This window comes from Streptomyces sp. NPDC088706 (assembly GCF_044752765.1).
Taxonomy (GTDB): Bacteria; Actinomycetota; Actinomycetes; order Streptomycetales; family Streptomycetaceae; genus Streptomyces.
In genome coordinates, this window is sequence record NZ_JBIVLW010000002.1 from 441,753 (window position 1) to 459,558 (window position 17,806).

Sequence of the window (17,806 nt, forward strand, 5' to 3'; positions counted from 1 at the left end):
ACGCGCCTTACGCACGCGCCTTACGCGCACGCCCATCCAGCCTGCCGCTACAGCCGGGACCGGGTCGCCTCCAGCAGCCGTACGACGGAGGCGTCGGCCACCCCGGGCACATCCCCGTAGTCGAACCAGCGCAGCTCCAGGGACTCCTCGCTGATCCGCTCCGCCACGCCCGCCGGGGCCAGTGCCGCGTACTGCACATCGAGGTGCCAGGCGCAGGGGGAGGGAATGGGGTGCCGGTCCAGCCGGACCGGGCCGCCCGGCAGCAGGGTGAGTCCCGTGATGCCGGACTCCTCCGTCGCCTCACGGAGCGCCGCCGCCTCCAGGGTGGGGTCCCCCTCCTCGCAGTGGCCACCCATCTGGAGCCACATCCGCAGCTTCCGGTGCAGGGTGAGCAGGACCTTCCCCCGCTCCGGATCGATCACCAGGGCGCTGGCCGTCACATGCCCGGCCCCGCACGCCTTCCACAGGCCGTCGGGATGGAGCGCCAGATGGTCCAGGTAGGTCTGGCGCAGCTCCGCCTGGCCGCCGGCCGCGTTCTCGGGGGCGTAACCCTTCAGTACGAGGGTGGCGTCGTCGTGCAGGGTCACTGGTCGCGGCCGTCCCTGCCGTCGTCCTCGGCGTCGGTCGGCTTCGGCTCCTCCTCGGCTGCGGGCTTCCGCGAGCCCTCCGCCGCCTCGCCGAGCATCTTGTCCAGCTCGGAGAAGTCCGCCTGCTCGTGGTGGACGAAACCGTCCGGGTCGTCCAGGTCGTGAGCGGTCGGCAGCATGTCCGGGTGCTCCCACAGCGCGTCGCGGCCCTCCAGCCCCCGGGCGTCGGTGAGCGAGGCCCACAGCCGCGAGGCGTCGCGCAGTCGGCGCGGACGCAGTTGGAGACCGATGAGCGTGGCGAACGTCTGCTCGGCCGGACCCCCGGAGGCACGGCGCCTGCGCATCGTCTCGCGCAGGGCGTCCGACGAGGTCAGCCGGGACTTCGCGGCCTCGTGCACCACCGCGTCCACCCAGCCCTCGACGAGCGCCAGGGCCGTTTCCAGGCGGGCCAGGGAGGCCTTCTGCTCGGGCGTGTCCTCCGGCTGGAACATGCCCTGCTGGAGGGCGTCCTGCAACTGCTCGGGCTGCGAGGGGTCGAACTGGCCGACGACGTCCTCCAGCTTGCTGGTGTCGACCTTGATGCCCCGTGCGTACGACTCGACCGCGCCGAACAGGTGCGAGCGCAGCCATGGCACATGGGCGAAGAGCCGCTGGTGGGCGGCCTCGCGCAGGGCCAGATACAGCCGCACCTCGTCCTGCGGGACGCTGAGGTCCTTGCCGAACTGGGCGACGTTCAACGGGAGCAGCGCGGCCTTGCCCGCCGGGCCCAGCGGCAGCCCGATGTCCGTCGACCCGACCACCTCACCGGCCAGCGTGCCCACGGCCTGCCCGATCTGCTGGCCGAACATGGCGCCGCCCATCGACCGCATCATGCCGATCAGCGGGCCCGCCATGGCCTGCATCTCCTCGGGCAGCACATCGCCCATGGCCAGGCCCACCCGCTCGGCCACCGGGTCGACCAGCTGCTGCCAGGCCGGCAGCGACGCCTCGACCCACTCCGCGCGGCTCCACGCCACGGTGGAGACCGAACCGGAGGGCATCGACGTCACGCCGTCCAGCCACAGGTCGGCCAGCCGCAGCGCCTCGTCGACCGCCGTCCGCTCGGAGGGGCCGACGCTGGCGTCCTTGGTGCCGTCGGCCGTCCCCTGAGAGACGGTCTGGCGGGCGATCTGCTTGGCCATGTCCCAGTTCACGGGGCCGCCCTCGTAGCTCAGCATCTGGCCGAGCTGCTGGAAGGCCGCACCGAGATCGTTCGGATTCATCGAGCCGAACATCGCGGCGAACGGGTTGTCCCCGCCCGCCCCCGGCCCGAAACCGAACGGGTTTCCCGGCCCGCCCGCGCTCTGCCCACCTTCGGTGGGGTCCTTCTTCTTGCCCTCGTCGCCGTTCTCCGGCTCCTCCGGCGGAAGGCCGAATCCGAATGGGGTGTTACTCACGGGTTTCCTCGGCTCGTAGGGCCGTCGGCTCGAACCGACGGCGACTGCCCGACATCACCATCCAGCGTAGACACCACGCCCGCTTCGGGCCTCGGTGCTCCGCCGACTCCCGGCCTGCGGCAGGATGGACGCCACCTGGTACGTACGCGTCATTCGCGCACGTACTGAAGACAACCGCTGGAGACGCCCGGTGAGTTCCCCAGATCCGCAGGTTCGCGCAGCGCGAAACCTGACCGACCCCTCGCCCGAAAGCACGCCTGAGGACAAACGTCCCAAGGCCCCCAGAAACCGGGGCCCCGTCGTCGCGGTCACCGGTGCCGCGACCGGCGTCGGTGAGCTGCTGACCGCCCATCTCGCCGCGTCCGAGGCGATCAAGCAGGTCATCGCGATCGACGAACGCCGCGGGGAGGTCTCCGAGGCGACCTGGCACATCCTGGACGTACGCGATCCGGCCATCGCCGACAAGCTGCGCGGCGCGGACGTCGTCGTGCACCTGGCGCTCGACCTCGACCTGGAGACCGACCCCGCCGCCCGCACCGCCTACAACGTACGCGGCACCCAGACCGTGCTCACCGCCGCGGCCGCCGCCGGAGTCCACCGGGTCGTGCTGTGCACCTCGGCGATGGTCTACGGTGCGCTGCCCGACAACGATGTGCCCCTCTCCGAGGACGCCGAACTGCGCGCCACCGCGGAGGCCACCGGGGTCGGGGACCTCCTGGAGATCGAACGGCTCGGCCGCCGCGCGCCCCGCGCCCACCCCGGGCTCAACGTCACCGTCGTGCGCCCCACCGTCCTGGTCGGCGGCACGGACACCGCCTTGACCCGCTACTTCGAGTCACCGCGCCTCCTGGTCGTCGCCGGATCGCGCCCCACCTGGCAGTTCTGCCACGTCGACGATCTGGTGACGGCCCTGGAGTACGCCGCTCTGGAGAAGATCGACGGAGAGCTCGCGGTCGGCTGCGACGGCTGGCTCGAACAGGAGGAGGTCGAGGAGCTCAGCGGCGTACGCCGGATGGAGCTGCCCTCCGCCGTCGCCCTGGGGGCGGCCGCCCGACTGCACCGCATCGGACTCACCCCGTCCCCGGCCGGCGACCTGGCGTACACGATGCACCCCTGGGTGGTCAGCGTGAGCCGGCTGCACGACGCGGGATGGCGGCCGAAGTGGACCAACGAGGAGGTCCTCGGGGCGCTCCTCGAAGAGGTCGAGGGACGCCACACCCTCGCCGGACGCCGTCTCGGCCGCAAGGACGCCACCGCCGCCACGGCCACCGCCGCCGGCGCCACGGTCGCCCTGCTCGGCACGGCCGCCCTGGTCCGCCGCGCCCGCAAGGCCCGCCGCCGCATCTGAGCCGCACCAGCGGCGGCCCTCCAGCCACCTGTAGGAGGCTCCGACAGCCACCTGTAGGAGACTCCAACGCGGTCGCCCGTCGGCCGGTCGAACCGGCAATTCCGCGATGTCGGTGCCGTACGGCACGATGGGGGCATGGCACGCACCCAGGACCACCCCGGCGAGCAGGCGGCTTCGGACCCCATCCGGCTGCTGGCGATCCGGGAGAGCGAACTCTCCGTCGACGAGGTCTTCCGCGCCGTCGGGGACGACGCGGCGGGCGGCATCGCCCTCTTCGTCGGCACCGTGCGCAACCACGACGGCGGGCAGGACGTCGGCGCGCTCGGCTACTCCTGCCACCCCTCGGCCCAGGACGAGCTGCGCCGAGTGGCGGAGAAGGTGGTCGCCGACTTCCCGGTCCGCGGCCTCGCCGCCGTCCACCGGGTGGGTGAACTGGACGTGGGCGATCTGGCGGTGGTCGTCGCCGTCGCCTGTCCGCACCGCGCGGAGGCCTTCGCCGCCTGCCGCAAGCTCATCGACGACCTCAAGCACGACGTTCCGATCTGGAAGCACCAGCGTTTCTCCGACGGTACGGAGGAGTGGGTCGGCGCCTGCTGAGCGCAAACCGGACCGGGGCGCATCAGCCCCGATTTGCGTAACCGCACCCCTGCCGTGAGCGTTGGTCTTCCGGATTGTTAATCTGCAGATCGATCATTCGATCGCTCATGGGGTAGGGAGGTCGTGATGGCGGCACTCGCTTGGCTGTTGATTCCACTTTTCGCTGCTGTCGGTGGTGCGATATGGGCGGGCTGGGCTGCTCGCAACCGCACGATCGGCGATGTCACCGAACTCGCCGGATACGCCAGGTTCCGTGACGCGATGGAGAAATCGGACTCCGGTTCCGAGGCTCTCTGAGGCCGTCGAACGCCGCGTGACACTCTTTCCGCCGCGCCCGCGCCCCTTCCCGGACGGCCCGGCCCCGGCGGTGGACTCACGGGCCCTTCCCGTACTGTCGTTCCATGCCACGCCGCACCGCGACGATGCTCGCCTCCACCCTCATCCTCATCGCGCTGTTCTGCGCAGGCCTGCTGATCAAAGTGCCGTACGCGGAGATGTCTCCCGGGCCGACGGTGAACACCCTGGGCGAGGCGCGTGGCGAGCCGGTCCTGCGGATCACCGGTCGCAAGACGTACCCGACATCCGGGCACCTCAACATGACGACGGTCCGCGTCACCGGAGCGGACTACCGGATGAACCTGGGTGAGGCCGTCTGGGGCTGGCTGGCCCACGACAGTGTCGTCGTCCCGCACGACACGCTCTACCCGGACGGCAAGACCGAGGAGCAGTCCACCCAGGAGAACGCCGAGGAGTTCAGCCAGTCCCAGGAGAGCGCCAAGGTCGCCGCCCTGAAGGAGCTGGACATCCCGGTCGCCACCCAGGTCGTGGTCTCCACCGTGGTCAAGGGCAGCCCCTCCGAGGGCAAGCTGCACGCCGGTGACGTGATCAAGGCCGTGGACGGCACCGTGGTCAAGGAGCCCGGCGATGTCGCCGAGCTCGTCACCGAGCACCAGCCCGGCGAGAACGTCACCTTCACCATCGTCCCGGCCAAGGAGGCGGCCGCCGCCGAGAAGGCCGACCGGACCCCCGAGGGCGGTCGGAAGATCACCATCACCACCGAGAAGGCGCCCGCCTCGGAGGAGGGCGGTGAGGACCGGGCGATCGTCGGGATCAGGGCGGGTACGGACCACACGTTCCCGTTCGAGATCGACATCGAGCTCGCGGACGTCGGCGGCCCCAGCGCCGGGCTGATGTTCTCCCTGGGCATCATCGACAAGCTCACCCCGGGCAATCTGACCGGCGGCTCGTTCGTCGCCGGCACCGGAACCATCGACGACGCCGGCAAGGTCGGTCCGATCGGCGGGATCAACATGAAGCTGGTCGGCGCCCGGGAGGCGGGAGCCCGCTACTTCCTCACGCCCGACGACAACTGCGCCGCGGCCGCCTCGGACACCCCGGACGGGCTGACCCTGGTCCGGGTCAAGACCATCGACGACGCCAGGACGTCGCTGGAGCGGATCAGCGCGGGAAAGACCGACGCGCTGCCGAGCTGCTCGGCCGGCTGACACCGCACCCGGCCCCGCCCGGACCGAGCGGGAACCGGACAAGGGGCGGGGACCGGGCGAGGGGCGGGGACCGGACGAAGTGCCTGGACCGACGACGGGCCGTCAGGACTCGAACGTCGCCGCGAGGGCCTCGGCGAGCCCCGGGACCAGGCCGGCGCCGGTCAGCACCTCGGTGGGGGAGTCCTTCTCGCGCAGCCGCACGGCGGACTCGCGCGCCCCGTCCCGGAGCACGGCCACCGTCATCCGCACCTCCTGCCGGTCCGGGTGCTTGGCCACCCACTGGGTGAGCTTCTTGTCGCTGAGCCCTTCCGGTACGGAGGCCTCGGCGGACGGCGGCAGCATCAGCCGCTCCACGGTCATGGCGCAGCCGACCACGGCGTCGGGCCAGGCGATGGTGCCGAGGAAATCGTCCAGGGCGGTACCGGCGGGCGGCTCCTCCTGCTCGATCGGTGTGAGGGAAGCGGTCGTGGAGGCGGCGTCGTCCAGCCCGAGCTGAGCGGCGAGGCCCGGCTCCTGGACCCGCAGCCGGGCGGTGTCGACCAGGGCGAACAGCCGGGCTGGCTGGTCCCAGCCGAGGGTGGAGGCGTAGGCGTCGATTTCGAGGACGGCGACGGTGAGCGGGCTCGCTGCCATCGGGGGTCCTGCGGGGGAAACGTTGGGCATGGGCAATATCCTGCCTCCTTCGGCCCCGGTATCGGGAACTAGGTAAAGCTTCAGTAAGTTGCATAGGTGGGCTCTACGATCGCTGGGGCCGCTCCACACGACCGCGAACTTCGAGGTGCGCACGTTGGCTTTCCAGATGCCGGACCGCGGCGGAGGCCCCACCGGGCCACGGATCAGTGTCGGCCGCCCGTCCCGGCGGGTCCGCACCCTGCTGATGACGTTGGGGGTCCTGGCGGTTCTCGCCATGGCCTTCGTCATGTTCGCCGGGTTCTGGACGGACTGGCTCTGGTATCGGTCGGTGGCGTATTCCTCCGTCTTCACCACCACCCTGTGGACCAAGATCGGGCTGTTCCTCGTCTTCGGACTGCTGATGGCCCTGGCCATCGGCGTCAACATCTGGCTCGCGCACCGGCTCCGGCCGCCGCTGAGCGCGATGTCGCTGGAGCAGCAGAGCCTGGACCGCTATCGGATGAGCGTCGCCCCCTTCAAGAAGTGGGTGCTCCTCGCCGTCACCGCGCTCGTCGGTCTGATCGCCGGAGCGTCCGCCTCCGGTCAGTGGCGCACCTGGCTGATGTACGTCAACGGCGTGCCGTTCGGCACGAAGGACCCCCAGTTCAAGCTGGACGTCTCCTTCTACGCCTTCGATCTGCCGTGGTACCGCTTCCTGCTGGGCTTCGGCTTCGCGGCGACGGTTCTCTCGCTGATCGCCGCCGCCCTGACCCACTACCTGTACGGCGGGCTGCGCATCACCAGCCCCGGCGCCCGCGCCACCGCCGCGGCCACCGGTCATCTCTCGGTGCTGCTCGGCATCTTCGTCTCCCTGAAGGCCGTGGCCTACTGGCTCGACCGGTACGGGCTCGCGGTGAAGTCCAGTGACTTCAAGGCCGCGGACAACTGGACGGGCCTGCGGTACGTCGACGCGAACGCCTATCTCCCGGCGAAGACCATCCTGTTCTTCATCGCGGCGATCTGCGCGGTCCTCTTCTTCGCGACGCTGTGGCGCCGCACCTGGCAGCTGCCGGTCATCGGCTTCGGCCTGATGGTGCTCTCGGCGATCCTGATCGGCGGGCTCTACCCGGCGATCGTGCAGAAGTTCCAGGTCCAGCCGAACGAGCAGGCCAAGGAAGCGCCGTTCATCCAGAAGAACATCGACGCGACCCGCGATGCGTACGACATCGACGGCGCGGAGATGGAGGACTACTCCGGCCAGGCCACCACGGGCGACGACACCAAGCTGAGGGCCGCCGCCAACACGGCCGCCAGCTACCGCGTGATGGACCCCAACGTCGTCTCCCCGGCCTTCCAGCAGCTCCAGCAGCGCAGGAACTACTACCAGTTCCCCAAGACGCTGGACGTCGACCGCTACAAGGCCGAGGACGGCAAGGAGCAGGACACCGTCATCGGTCTGCGGGAGCTGAACATCCAGGGCCTGCCCAAGCGGAACTGGATCAACGACCACTTCACGTACACCCACGGCTACGGCGCCATCGCGGCCCGGGGCACCACCACCGGCACCAACCCGACGGGGTCCCCGGACTTCACCGAGTCGGGTCTGCCGTCCACCGGTGAGTTCGGGGACTACGAGCAGCGGATCTACTACGGCGAGAAGACCGAGCAGTACTCCATCGTCGGCGGGCCCCAGAAGGAGCTCGACTACGAGGAGGACGGCGAGAAGACCACCAGCTACAAGGGTGGCAGCGGGGTCAGCCTCGCCAACACCTTCAACCGTGCCGCGTACGCGGTCTCGCTCAGCGAGCCGCAGATCATGTATTCCGGAGCCATCGGTGACGGCTCGCGCATCCTGTACAACCGCACGCCCAAGGAGCGCGTCGAGGCGGTCGCCCCGTGGCTGACCATCGACGGCGACGCCTACCCGGCGGTCGTCAACAAGCGGATCCAGTGGATCGTCGACGCCTACACCACGACGAACGGCTACCCGTACGCCTCCCGTACGACTCTCGGTGACACCACGGCCGATTCGCTGACCACCAACCAGCGCGCGGTCGTCGCCCAGCAGAACCAGGTCAACTACATCCGCAACTCGGTGAAGGCCACCGTCGACGCGTACGACGGCAAGGTCAGGCTCTACGAGTGGGACACCAAGGACCCGGTCCTCAAGACCTGGCGCAAGGCGTTCCCGGGCACGGTGGAGTCCCGTTCGAAGATCCCCACGGATCTGATGGACCACCTGCGGTATCCGCAGGACCTCTTCAAGGTCCAGCGCGAGCTGCTCACCCGCTACCACGTCGAGAACCCCGCGCAGTTCTACAGCGGCTCCGACGCGTGGCAGGTGCCGGACGACCCGACCAACAAGGAGCCGGGCTCCGTCCCGCCGTACTACCTGAGCATGAAGATGCCGGGCCAGAACGAGCGGCAGTTCTCCCTGACCACCACGTTCACCCCCAGGGGGCGCCCGAACCTCGGCGCCTTCATGGCGGTGAACGCGGACGCGGCCAGCAAGGACTACGGCACGATGAGACTGCTCCGGGTCACCTCCACGGTGAAGGGCCCGGGCCAGGTACAGAGTGAGCTCAACGGCAACGACGACGTCGCCGAGTTCGTGAGGAACCTCAAGGGCACGGACTCCGACATCGAGTACGGCAACCTGCTCACGGTGCCGCTCGAAGGCGGCTTCCTCTACATCGAGCCCGTCTACACCCGCGGCGGCACGCAGAACTATCCGCTGCTGCGCAAGGTGGCCGCCTCGTACGGCTCGAAGATCGTCTTCGAGAACAGCCTGGGAGACGCGCTCAACGCGGTCTTCGGGGTCGACGGGGACTCGGAGACCACACCACCCGACCCCAGTGAGCCGCCGGGCGACACCACCAAGCCGCCGGCCACCGGCAGCGACGCGCTCAAGAAGGCCATCGCGGACGCCCAGAAGGCGTACGAGGACGGTGAGACGGCGCTGAAGGAGCAGGACTGGCCCGCCTACGGCAAGGCCCAGGACGCCCTCCAGGAGGCGCTCGAGCGTGCGGCCGCGGCGCAGCCCAAGGGCGGTGCCGAGGGCGACCGGGCCGCCGCTCCGGAGAAGGGCGGCGGAGCGGACCCGGCCAAGAAGCCAGATCAGGGCGACGAGGCCGGGCAGGGCGGCGACCAGGGCACCTGAGCAGGGCCCACCCCGCGTCGTGGTACGGTTTGAACACAACGACGCGGGGTGGAGCAGCTCGGTAGCTCGCTGGGCTCATAACCCAGAGGTCGCAGGTTCAAATCCTGTCCCCGCTACGAAAAGACGAAGGCCCGGATCCTATGGATCCGGGCCTTCGTCGTGTCGTCGTGTCGTTCCCGATTCATGGGCGTGAAGTGCGGTTCGCTGGGCACCAGTTGAGTTCCGGCGTGTTTGACTTGTCTCTCTGTGGGCATGTCGACAAAACGCTGAAGTGACCTCACTGGCCGCGATATACCAGGTGTACGCGGGTTACAGGTGGTGCGACGATGGTATTTATGGGGGACAGGGCAACTCTGTTGGAGACAGGGCGGTTTGTGCAGCGGCGCGGCCAGAAGGCGGACAAGGTGGCAGATGCGGCCTTCGCTGCCGTCATCGCCGGGGCAGCCGGAGTGAGCGCGAACCCACCCGGACCACGGGAGACCGCCGTCACCGGTGCAGCAGGGCCCGCCGTCGAGGCGACGGCCCAGGGCAGGGGGCCGACCACGAGCGAGACCGCCGCGACGCTGGGACACGTGGACACGGACGCCGCGCACGCCACCGGCACCACCGGCGCGATCACGGCCATCGGTGCGACCACCACCCTCGGCGCCACCGGCGCGACCACCTCGGACGCGAGCATCACGGACGCCGTCGACGCGGCGGACAGCGCCGAGGCGGAGGCGCGCCACCGCCGAGCTGCCGAAGCCGGGGACACCGCGTCCATGAGCGTGCTGGGCGCCCTGCTGCTGCGCCGCGGCGAGCTGGACGGCGCCGAGACCTACCTCCGCGCCGCCACCGCCGACGGGGACCGGGCCGCCGCCAACAATCTGGGTGTCCTGCTCCACCAGCGGGGCTACCCGGACGAGGCCGCCGGCTGGTGGCGGATCGCCGCCGTGGCCGGCTCCGCCGCCGCCGCGCACGCGCTGGGCCGCCACTTCCGCGAGCGCGGGGACGAGCCGGGCGCGGAGTACTGGCTGCGCCAGTCCGCCGAGCAGGGCCACGCCCTGGGCGCCTACGCGCTGGCCGACCTCCTGGAGCACCGCGGCGACATCGGCGCCGAGCGCTGGCTGCGCGCCGCCGCCGAACAGGGTCACCGCGAAGCCGCCTACCGGCTGGCCCGCGCCCTGGAGCGGAACGCGGTCGAGGACCCGCACGACGCCTTCGGGCTGGGCCACGGGACCGGCACCGGCCGGCGCGCCGCGAGCCTGTGCCTCCCCGGCGACCCGGCCACGCCCGACGCCCGGGGGACCGGCGCCAGCAGTGCGACGGGTGCGACGGGCGGGGCCGACGGCGACAGCCCCGTGGCCGGTCCCGCCACCGGCCGGATCGGCGAGGCCGAGCAGTGGTACCGCCGCGCCGCCGCCCGGGGGCACCGCCGTGCCGCCCTGCACCTCGGCGCGATCCTGGAGCAGCGCGGCGAGCTCAAGGAGGCCGGCCGCTGGTACCTCACCGCCGCCAAGGACGGCGAGGCGCGCGCCGCCTGCGCGCTGGGCTTCCTGCTGCGCGACGCGGGCGACGAGGAGAGCGCCGCCGTGTGGTGGCTGCGCGCCGCCCAGGACGGCGACGGCAACGCCGCCAACGCGCTGGGCGCCCTGCACGCGGCGCGCGGCGAGCAGCAGACCGCCGAGCGCTGGTACCGGGCCGCCATGGACGCCGGTGACGTGAACGGCGCGTACAACCTCGGGCTGCTCTGCGCCGCCCAGGACCGTACGCCGCAGGCCGAGCAGTGGTACCGCCGCGCCGCCTACGCCGGGCACCGCGAGGCCGCCAACGCGCTCGCCGTGCTGCTCCTCCAGGCCGGGGACCACACCGGCGCCGAGCCCTGGTTCTCCAAGGCGGCCGAGGCGGGCAGCGTGGACGCCGCCTTCAACCTCGGCATCCTGCACGCCGGGCGCGACGAGGACCGTACGGCGCTCGGCTGGTACGAGCGGGCCGCGGCGGCCGGGCACACCGACGCCGCGCTCCAGGTCGCGATGGCCCTGCTGCGCGACGGCGAGGACCAGGAGGCCGAGCGCCACCTGCGCTGCGCCGCGGGCGGCGGCAGCGCCGAGGCGGCGTTCCGGCTGGCCGGGGTGCTCGACGCGCGCCAGCGGCCACCGGGACCGCCCGCGCTGGGCGAGCCGATGCCGGAGAAGACCGAGTGCGAGGAGTGGTACGAGCGGGCCGCCCAGCAGGGCCACCGCCGCGCCCAGGTCCGGGTCGGCATGCTCGCCGCCGCGCGCGGGGACGTGGAGAGCGCCGCCCACTGGTACCGGGAGGCCGCCGAGGCGGGCAGCCGCAACGGCGCCTTCAACCTGGGGCTGCTGCTCGCCCGCGAGGGCAGCGAGCGCGAGGCCGCCCTGTGGTGGAGCCGCGCCGCCAACGCCGGCCACGGCAGGGCCGCGCTGCGCCTGGCCCTGCTCGCCGCCCGCCGCGGCGAGCTCACCGAGGGGCAGCGCTGGTGCGCGCGCGCCGTGGAGCTGGGCCCGGCCGAGGTGGCCGAGCGGGCGGCACGGCTGCGCGACGCGCTGCACCAGGAGCTCACCGCGTGACCGAGTAACAGCGGCACCGCGTCACACCGGGCCTGCGTCGCTCCGGGCCCGCGTCGCACCGGCACCGCGTCACACCGGGCCTGCGTCGCTCCGGGCCCGCGTCGCTCCGGGCCTGGGCAGCGAGGACCCGGCCATCCAGGCCCGGTGTGAATGAATTTGCGCCGTTCGACCTGCTGACGTAATGTTGCATTCACCGACGCGGGGTGGAGCAGCTCGGTAGCTCGCTGGGCTCATAACCCAGAGGTCGCAGGTTCAAATCCTGTCCCCGCTACTGGAGAACGAAGGCCCGGATCTCGACCAGAGATCCGGGCCTTCGTCATGTCCGGGAAGGGCAGAGCCCGGCCCGCCTCGCAGGAGGCGGGCGCAGGGGCTCAGGCTGACGCGGCGCAGTTCGGACAGAGTCCTCGGTACGTCACCTCGACGCCGGAGACCGTGAAGCCGTAGCGCTCCTCCGCGGGCAGGTCCGCCAGCGGGTTGCCCGCCGGGTGCACATCGCGGATGGCACCGCAGCGGCCGCAGATCAGGTGGTGGTGCGGGCGGTGCGCGTTCGGGTCGTACCGCTTCGCCCGGCGGTCGGTGGAGACCTCCAGCACCTCGCCGAGGGACACCATCTCGCCGAGGGTGTTGTAGACGGTGGCGCGCGAGATCTCGGGCAGCTTGTCGACGGCCCTCGCGTGGACCTCGTCAGCTGTCAGGTGCACGTGGTCCCCGTCGAGGACCTCGGCCACGACACGCCGCTGCGCCGTCATGCGCCAACCGCGTCCACGGAGTCGTTCCAGCAGGTCGCTCATGGAGCCCAGCCTAACAGTGGCGGGATCGAGTTCCGATCGGGTGTGACTTTGGACGGTCACTTGACTTAGACATTGTCCATTGTAGGATCAGGACCGGAATTCGTCAGGGGACAGGGCTGTACAGGGTCAGGGGCGCTGTGCAGGAACACGACGCAGGAGGCGCACGTGACGCAGGGACCGCTCACCACCGAGGCCGGCGCGCCGGTGGCGGACAACCAGAACAGCGAGACCGCCGGCATCGGCGGTCCGGTTCTCGTCCAGGACCAGGCGCTGCTGGAGAAGCTCGCCCACTTCAACCGGGAGCGCATCCCGGAGCGCGTCGTGCACGCCCGCGGCGCCGGCGCGTACGGCACCTTCACGCTCACCCGCGACGTGTCGCGGTGGACCCGGGCGAAGTTCCTCTCCGAGGTCGGCAAGCAGACCGAGACGTTCCTGCGCTTCTCCACCGTCGCCGGCAACCTCGGCTCCGCCGACGCCGTGCGCGACCCGCGCGGTTTCGCGCTGAAGTTCTACACCGAAGAGGGCAACTACGACCTCGTCGGCAACAACACCCCGGTCTTCTTCATCAAGGACGCCATCAAGTTCCCCGACTTCATCCACACCCAGAAGCGCGACCCGTACACCGGCTCGCAGGAGGCGGACAACGTCTGGGACTTCTGGGGTCTGTCGCCCGAGTCGACGCACCAGGTGACCTGGCTCTTCGGCGACCGGGGCATCCCGGCCACGCTGCGCCACATGAACGGGTACGGCTCGCACACCTTCCAGTGGAACAACGAGGCCGGCGAGGTCTTCTGGGTCAAGTACCACTTCAAGACCGATCAGGGCATCGAGAACCTGACCACCGACGAGGCCAACCGGCTCTCCGGCGTCGACCCCGACAGCCACCAGCGCGACCTGCGCGAGGCGATCGAGCGCGGCGACTTCCCGTCCTGGACGGTGCGGGTCCAGATCATGCCGGCGGCGGACGCGGCGACGTACCGCTTCAACCCGTTCGACCTCACCAAGGTGTGGCCGCACGCGGACTACCCGCCGATCGAGATCGGCAAGCTGGAGCTCAACCGCAACCCGGAGAACGTCTTCGCCGAGGTCGAGCAGTCGATCTTCAGCCCCGCGCACTTCGTGCCGGGCATCGGCCCGTCCCCGGACAAGATGCTCCAGGGCCGTCTCTTCGCGTACGGGGACGCCCACCGCTACCGCGTCGGCATCAACGCCGACCACCTGCCGGTGAACCGTCCGCACGCCACCGAGGCGCGCACCAACAGCCGGGACGGCTACCTCTACGACGGCCGCCACCGGGGAACCAAGAACTACGAGCCGAACAGCTTCGGCGGCCCCTCCCATGGTGACCGTCCGCTCTGGCAGCCCGTGCCCGTCAACGGTGACACCGGCAACCACGAGGCCCCGCGCCATGCCGAGGACGACGACTTCGTCCAGGCGGGCAACCTCTACCGGCTCTTCTCCGAGGACGAGAAGACCCGGCTGGTCGAGAACCTCGCCCAGTTCATCGCCAAGGTCTCGCGCGACGACATCGCCGAGCGTGCGATCGCCAACTTCCGCCAGGCGGACGCGGACTTCGGCAAGCGGCTGGAAGCCGCGGTCCAGGCCCTGCGCGGCTGACGGGACGTTCGCCGTCGACCGTGGGCCGGCTCCCCCCGCGGGGATCCGGCCCACCGGCCGTTGCTACGCCGACCCTGCGGCGGCCACCGTACGGCGACGGGTGGGTGCCCAGCACCGGATGATGTCGCGCACCGACACGATGCCCACCGGGCCGTTGCCGTCCAGCACGATCAGGTGGCGGAACCCGCCGTGCGTCATGGCTTCCGCGGCCTCCTCCAGGGTCCAGGCCGGCGCGGCGAACACCACATCGGTGGTGGTGTGGGCGGACGCGGTCTCCCGATCGGGGTTCAGACCCGATCCGATCGCGTTGAGGATGTCGCGCTCGGTGATGATCCCGAGCCCGCAGGTGTCCGGGTCGTGGACGACGGCCGCCCCGATGCGGCGGGCCGACATCAGCCGGGCGGCCTGGCGGAGCGTGTGGGTGGGGCCGATGGTGAGGACCACCGTACTCATGGCGTCACGGACGAGCATGAAACGAGCCACCTCCTCGATGCGCTGACTCTGTGAGTCGATTCACAAGTTCACAAGTGGGGGGACTCTCAGAGTTGCATCCCTGGATCGACTCGACAAGGGGTGGACCGGGCGCACACCGGGGGAGTGCGCGAGCACGCACCGCACCTCGGCGCCCGGCGGCAGCGGTGCTGGTTCAGTAACGCTGGTTGAGGTAGCCCAGCAGCTCGTCGTGGAGCACTCCGTTCGATGCGGCCCCGTTGGCACCGCCGGGTCCGTCGACCCCGTCGAGATCGGTGAACCGCCCGCCCGCTTCCTGGACGATGATCGCGTTCGCCGCCATGTCCCAGAGCGAGAGCTCCGGCTCCGCACAGATGTCCACCGCACCCTCGGCGACCATCATGTACGGCCAGAAGTCCCCGTACCCCCGCGTCCGCCAGCAGGCCCGGGTCAGATCCATGAAGCCGTCGAGGCGGCCCTGCTCCTCCCAGCCGCTCAGCGAGGAGAACGCGAACGAGGAGTCCGCGATGGTCTCCACCTTCGACACCTGCAGCCGGGTCGCGGAGGTGAGGCTGCGCCCGGAGTACGCGCCGGCGCCCTTCGCCGCCCACCAGCGCCGGTTCAGCGCCGGTGCGGAGACCACGCCGACCACGGGCTGAAAACCGTTCTCGCCCGCTTCCATCAGCGAGATCAGCGTCGCCCACACCGGCACACCGCGGACGTAGTTCTTGGTGCCGTCGATCGGGTCGATCACCCAGCGCCGCGGCCCGGTGCCCTCGACCCCGTACTCCTCGCCCAGGATCGCGTCGCGCGGGCGGGCCCGGTGCAGATGGCCCCGGATCAGCTCCTCGGCGGCCTTGTCGGCCTCGCTCACCGGCGTCATGTCCGGCTTGGTCTCCACCTTCAGGTCGAGAGCCTTGAACCGGTCCATCGTCGCCGCGTCGGCGGCGTCCGCCAGTACATGGGCGAGGCGCAGATCATCGTGGTAGTCGGGCATGCCGTCACAGTATCCAGCGGTACGGGGCACGACCCACCGGCCCCCGGCCCGTACACGGCCCCTTGACAGCCGCTGCCGGCGCCTCAACTCTGAACCTCAGGCCCCGGGGGCGTGGGAGGCGGCGATGCCGACAGCGCGAGAAGCCCTGCTGGACGCCGCCGTCAGGGCGCTCGCCGACCGGCCCTGGCGCACGGTGCGGATGGTCGACGTGGCCGCGCTGGCCGGTGTCTCCCGGCAGACCCTCTACAACGAGTTCGGCACCAAGGGCGGGCTGGCCACCGCCCTGCTGCGGCAGGCCGCCGACGGCTATCTGACCGGCGTGGACCGCGCCTTGGCGGCGCCCGTGCCGGAGCGTCCGGCCGCCGTGGCGCACTGGACGGTACGGGCCGCCCGCGAGGACCCGCTGGTCAAGGGGTTGCTCACGGGGGTGTGGGGCGAGGGGCTGCCCCGCCCGGGCAGCGAGGTGCCGGGCCCGGCCCAGCTGCTCGTACTGGCCAGGGACCGGATGGTGGCGGCGTCGTATCCGGCCGCCTCGCGCTCCGCGGCGGCGGTGCGCTGCGAGAGGGCCCTGCGGCTCGCCCTCTCCTGCGTGATCGTGCCCTGCCCGCCCCCGGCCGGGGGGTCCCGTCAGTGGGTGGAGCCGGACAGCTGGAGCCCGATCACTCCGAGGATCACCAGCGAGATCGACACCAGCTTCAGCGTCGAGACGACGTCGTCGAGGAAGACCATGCCGTAGATCGCCGTACCGGCGGCGCCGATGCCGGTCCACACCGCGTAGGCCGGTCCGACGTCCAGCTTCTTCAGAGCCATCGTCAGCAGCCCGAAACTGCCCAGGGCGAACGCGGCGAACGCGATGGTCGGCCAGATCCGGGTGAAGCCGTGCGAGAGCTTCAGACAGACGGCGAAACCGGTCTCCAGCAGTCCGGCGACCACGACCAGCAGCCATGCCATCGTCTGTTGCCTCCTGCGTAGGTGACGGGTGGGACGGATGGGACTGATCGGTCCCGCACGCTGCGATTATGCCCCTACCAGTCGTGGAAAATCGCGAACGTGCCCGGCACGAACGGACCGAATGCGGGCACCCCGCGGCCACCTCACGGCCGGCCCGGGGTCCGGGTCAGTCGCCCTCGCGCCGCTCGCGGGTCGAGAGCAGTCGGCGCAGGGAGTCGAGCCGCGCCGGATCGGCATGTCCCTCGGCCACCCAGGCGTCCAGCGCGCACTCCGGCTGGTTCTCGTCGTGGGTGCAGCCGCGCGGGCAGTTCTCGGTGCCCGGCTGCAGATCGGGGAAGGCGTTGATGACGCGCGACGGGTCGACGTGGTGCAACCCGAACGACCGTACGCCGGGGGTGTCCACGACCCAGCCGCGGCCGTCCGGCAGCGGCAGCGCCAGCGCGGAGGTGGTGGTGTGCCGGCCCCGGCCGGTGACCGCGTTGACGATGCCGGTGGTCCGCCGCCGGTCCTTCGGCACCAGGGCGTTGACCAGCGTCGTCTTGCCGACCCCGGAGTGCCCGACGAACGCGGTGATCTTGCCGTCCAGCTGCTCGCGCACCCGGTCCGCCGCGCCGCCGTTCTCCAGCTCCTCGCGGTTGGTCACGATGTACGGCACGCCCAGCGGGGTGTACGCCTCCAGCAGCTTGTCCGGTGACGCCAGGTCGGACTTGGTCAGCACCAGCAGCGGGGTGAGGCCCCCGTCGTACGCCGCCACCAGACAGCGGTCGATCATGCGCGGGCGCGGCTCCGGGTCGGCCAGCGCGGTGACGATCGCCAGCTGATCGGCGTTGGCGACGACCACCCGCTCGTAGGGATCGTCGTCGTCGGCCGTGCGGCGCAGCACCGTACGGCGTGAGGCGATCCGCACGATCCGGGCCAGGGTGTCCTTCTCGCCGGACAGGTCCCCGACGATGGAGACGGTGTCGCCCACCACGGCGGCCTTGCGCCCCAGCTCGCGGGCCTTCATCGCCACCACGGTCCGGCCGTCGACGAGGCAGGTGAGCCGGCCCCGGTCCACGGTGAGGACCATGCCGTCCTCGGCGTCCTCGTGCTTGGGCCGGATGTGGGTACGCGGCCGGTTGCCCTTGCGGTTGGGGCGGACGCGGATGTCGTCCTCGTCGGGGTTCTTCCCGTAGCGGCGCATGA

General features: G+C 71.1%; 16 protein-coding genes and 2 tRNA genes. 10 read left to right on the forward strand and 8 right to left on the reverse strand.

The window, feature by feature from the left end; translation table 11 throughout:
- Positions 1 to 47: 47 nt before the first annotated feature.
- On the reverse strand, positions 48 to 587 hold the full coding sequence (locus tag ACIQAK_RS07585) for an NUDIX hydrolase (protein WP_366387359.1): 540 nt from the start codon (positions 585 to 587) through the stop codon (positions 48 to 50).
- The gene (locus ACIQAK_RS07590; protein WP_366387360.1) at positions 584 to 2,023 is read right to left on the reverse strand and encodes a zinc-dependent metalloprotease; all 1,440 of its coding nucleotides are present in this window, start codon (positions 2,021 to 2,023) and stop codon (positions 584 to 586) included. The genes ACIQAK_RS07585 and ACIQAK_RS07590 overlap by 4 nt, the downstream gene beginning before the upstream one ends.
- A 190-nt stretch (positions 2,024 to 2,213) precedes the next feature.
- Between ACIQAK_RS07590 and ACIQAK_RS07595 the strand changes: the two genes are divergently transcribed.
- The 4 genes from ACIQAK_RS07595 (at position 2,214) to ACIQAK_RS07610 (ending at position 5,473) form a co-directional block, all read left to right on the forward strand.
- Positions 2,214 to 3,371 carry an SDR family oxidoreductase gene (locus ACIQAK_RS07595; protein WP_366387361.1) on the forward strand — a complete coding sequence of 386 codons (1,158 nt, stop codon included), beginning with the start codon at positions 2,214 to 2,216 and terminating at the stop codon, positions 3,369 to 3,371.
- Positions 3,372 to 3,506: 135 nt separating this feature from the next.
- Positions 3,507 to 3,968 carry a molybdenum cofactor biosynthesis protein MoaE gene (locus tag ACIQAK_RS07600; protein ID WP_366387362.1) on the forward strand — a complete coding sequence of 154 codons (462 nt, stop codon included), beginning with the start codon at positions 3,507 to 3,509 and terminating at the stop codon, positions 3,966 to 3,968.
- A 126-nt stretch (positions 3,969 to 4,094) separates the two neighbouring features.
- Positions 4,095 to 4,265: a hypothetical protein gene (locus tag ACIQAK_RS07605; protein WP_366387363.1), complete on the forward strand. Its 171-nt coding sequence runs from the start codon at positions 4,095 to 4,097 to the stop codon at positions 4,263 to 4,265.
- A gap of 104 nt (positions 4,266 to 4,369) precedes the next feature.
- A complete protein-coding gene (locus tag ACIQAK_RS07610; RefSeq protein ID WP_366387364.1) occupies positions 4,370 to 5,473 on the forward strand; it encodes a PDZ domain-containing protein in 1,104 nt (367 codons plus the stop codon).
- Between the two features lie 102 nt (positions 5,474 to 5,575).
- Here ACIQAK_RS07610 and ACIQAK_RS07615 read toward each other — a convergent pair whose 3' ends face one another.
- Positions 5,576 to 6,136 carry a PPA1309 family protein gene (locus tag ACIQAK_RS07615; RefSeq protein WP_366387365.1) on the reverse strand — a complete coding sequence of 187 codons (561 nt, stop codon included), beginning with the start codon at positions 6,134 to 6,136 and terminating at the stop codon, positions 5,576 to 5,578.
- Between the two features lie 136 nt (positions 6,137 to 6,272).
- On the opposite strand from ACIQAK_RS07615, the gene ACIQAK_RS07620 reads away from it, so the two are divergent.
- From ACIQAK_RS07620 to ACIQAK_RS07635, 4 genes are all read left to right on the forward strand, one after another.
- A complete protein-coding gene (locus tag ACIQAK_RS07620) occupies positions 6,273 to 9,245 on the forward strand; it encodes a UPF0182 family protein (protein ID WP_366387811.1) in 2,973 nt (990 codons plus the stop codon).
- A 42-nt stretch (positions 9,246 to 9,287) separates the two neighbouring features.
- A tRNA-Met gene (locus tag ACIQAK_RS07625) sits at positions 9,288 to 9,361 on the forward strand.
- A 210-nt stretch (positions 9,362 to 9,571) separates the two neighbouring features.
- Positions 9,572 to 11,815 (forward strand): tetratricopeptide repeat protein, encoded by a 2,244-nt coding sequence (locus tag ACIQAK_RS07630; protein ID WP_366387366.1) that lies wholly within the window; start codon positions 9,572 to 9,574, stop codon positions 11,813 to 11,815.
- 197 nt (positions 11,816 to 12,012) lie between these two features.
- Positions 12,013 to 12,086: transfer RNA gene (locus ACIQAK_RS07635), tRNA-Met, on the forward strand.
- Positions 12,087 to 12,186: 100 nt separating this feature from the next.
- On the opposite strand, the gene ACIQAK_RS07640 is transcribed toward ACIQAK_RS07635, so the two are convergent.
- Complete coding sequence (locus ACIQAK_RS07640; protein WP_366387367.1) at positions 12,187 to 12,606, reverse strand: Fur family transcriptional regulator; 420 nt, start codon at positions 12,604 to 12,606, stop codon at positions 12,187 to 12,189.
- A 165-nt stretch (positions 12,607 to 12,771) separates the two neighbouring features.
- Here ACIQAK_RS07640 and ACIQAK_RS07645 point away from each other — a divergent pair, with 165 nt between their 5' ends.
- Complete coding sequence (locus tag ACIQAK_RS07645) at positions 12,772 to 14,223, forward strand: catalase (RefSeq protein WP_366387368.1); 1,452 nt, start codon at positions 12,772 to 12,774, stop codon at positions 14,221 to 14,223.
- A gap of 63 nt (positions 14,224 to 14,286) precedes the next feature.
- On the opposite strand, the gene ACIQAK_RS07650 is transcribed toward ACIQAK_RS07645, so the two are convergent.
- Together ACIQAK_RS07650 and hisN are read right to left on the reverse strand one after the other, a co-directional pair.
- Positions 14,287 to 14,694 carry a CBS domain-containing protein gene (locus tag ACIQAK_RS07650; RefSeq protein WP_366387369.1) on the reverse strand — a complete coding sequence of 136 codons (408 nt, stop codon included), beginning with the start codon at positions 14,692 to 14,694 and terminating at the stop codon, positions 14,287 to 14,289.
- 175 nt (positions 14,695 to 14,869) lie between these two features.
- Positions 14,870 to 15,670: a histidinol-phosphatase gene (gene hisN, locus ACIQAK_RS07655; RefSeq protein WP_366387370.1), complete on the reverse strand. Its 801-nt coding sequence runs from the start codon at positions 15,668 to 15,670 to the stop codon at positions 14,870 to 14,872.
- A 124-nt stretch (positions 15,671 to 15,794) separates the two neighbouring features.
- Between hisN and ACIQAK_RS07660 the strand changes: the two genes are divergently transcribed.
- Positions 15,795 to 16,406 carry a TetR/AcrR family transcriptional regulator gene (locus ACIQAK_RS07660; protein ID WP_366387371.1) on the forward strand — a complete coding sequence of 204 codons (612 nt, stop codon included), beginning with the start codon at positions 15,795 to 15,797 and terminating at the stop codon, positions 16,404 to 16,406.
- Here the strand turns inward: ACIQAK_RS07660 and ACIQAK_RS07665 are convergent.
- Positions 16,298 to 16,621, reverse strand: a complete 324-nt coding sequence (locus tag ACIQAK_RS07665; protein ID WP_366387372.1) for a multidrug efflux SMR transporter — start codon at positions 16,619 to 16,621, stop codon at positions 16,298 to 16,300. The two genes, ACIQAK_RS07660 and ACIQAK_RS07665, sit on opposite strands and share 109 nt — an antisense overlap.
- Positions 16,622 to 16,787: 166 nt before the next feature.
- Complete coding sequence (gene rsgA, locus ACIQAK_RS07670; RefSeq protein WP_326703607.1) at positions 16,788 to 17,804, reverse strand: ribosome small subunit-dependent GTPase A; 1,017 nt, start codon at positions 17,802 to 17,804, stop codon at positions 16,788 to 16,790.
- Positions 17,805 to 17,806: the final 2 nt, after the last annotated feature.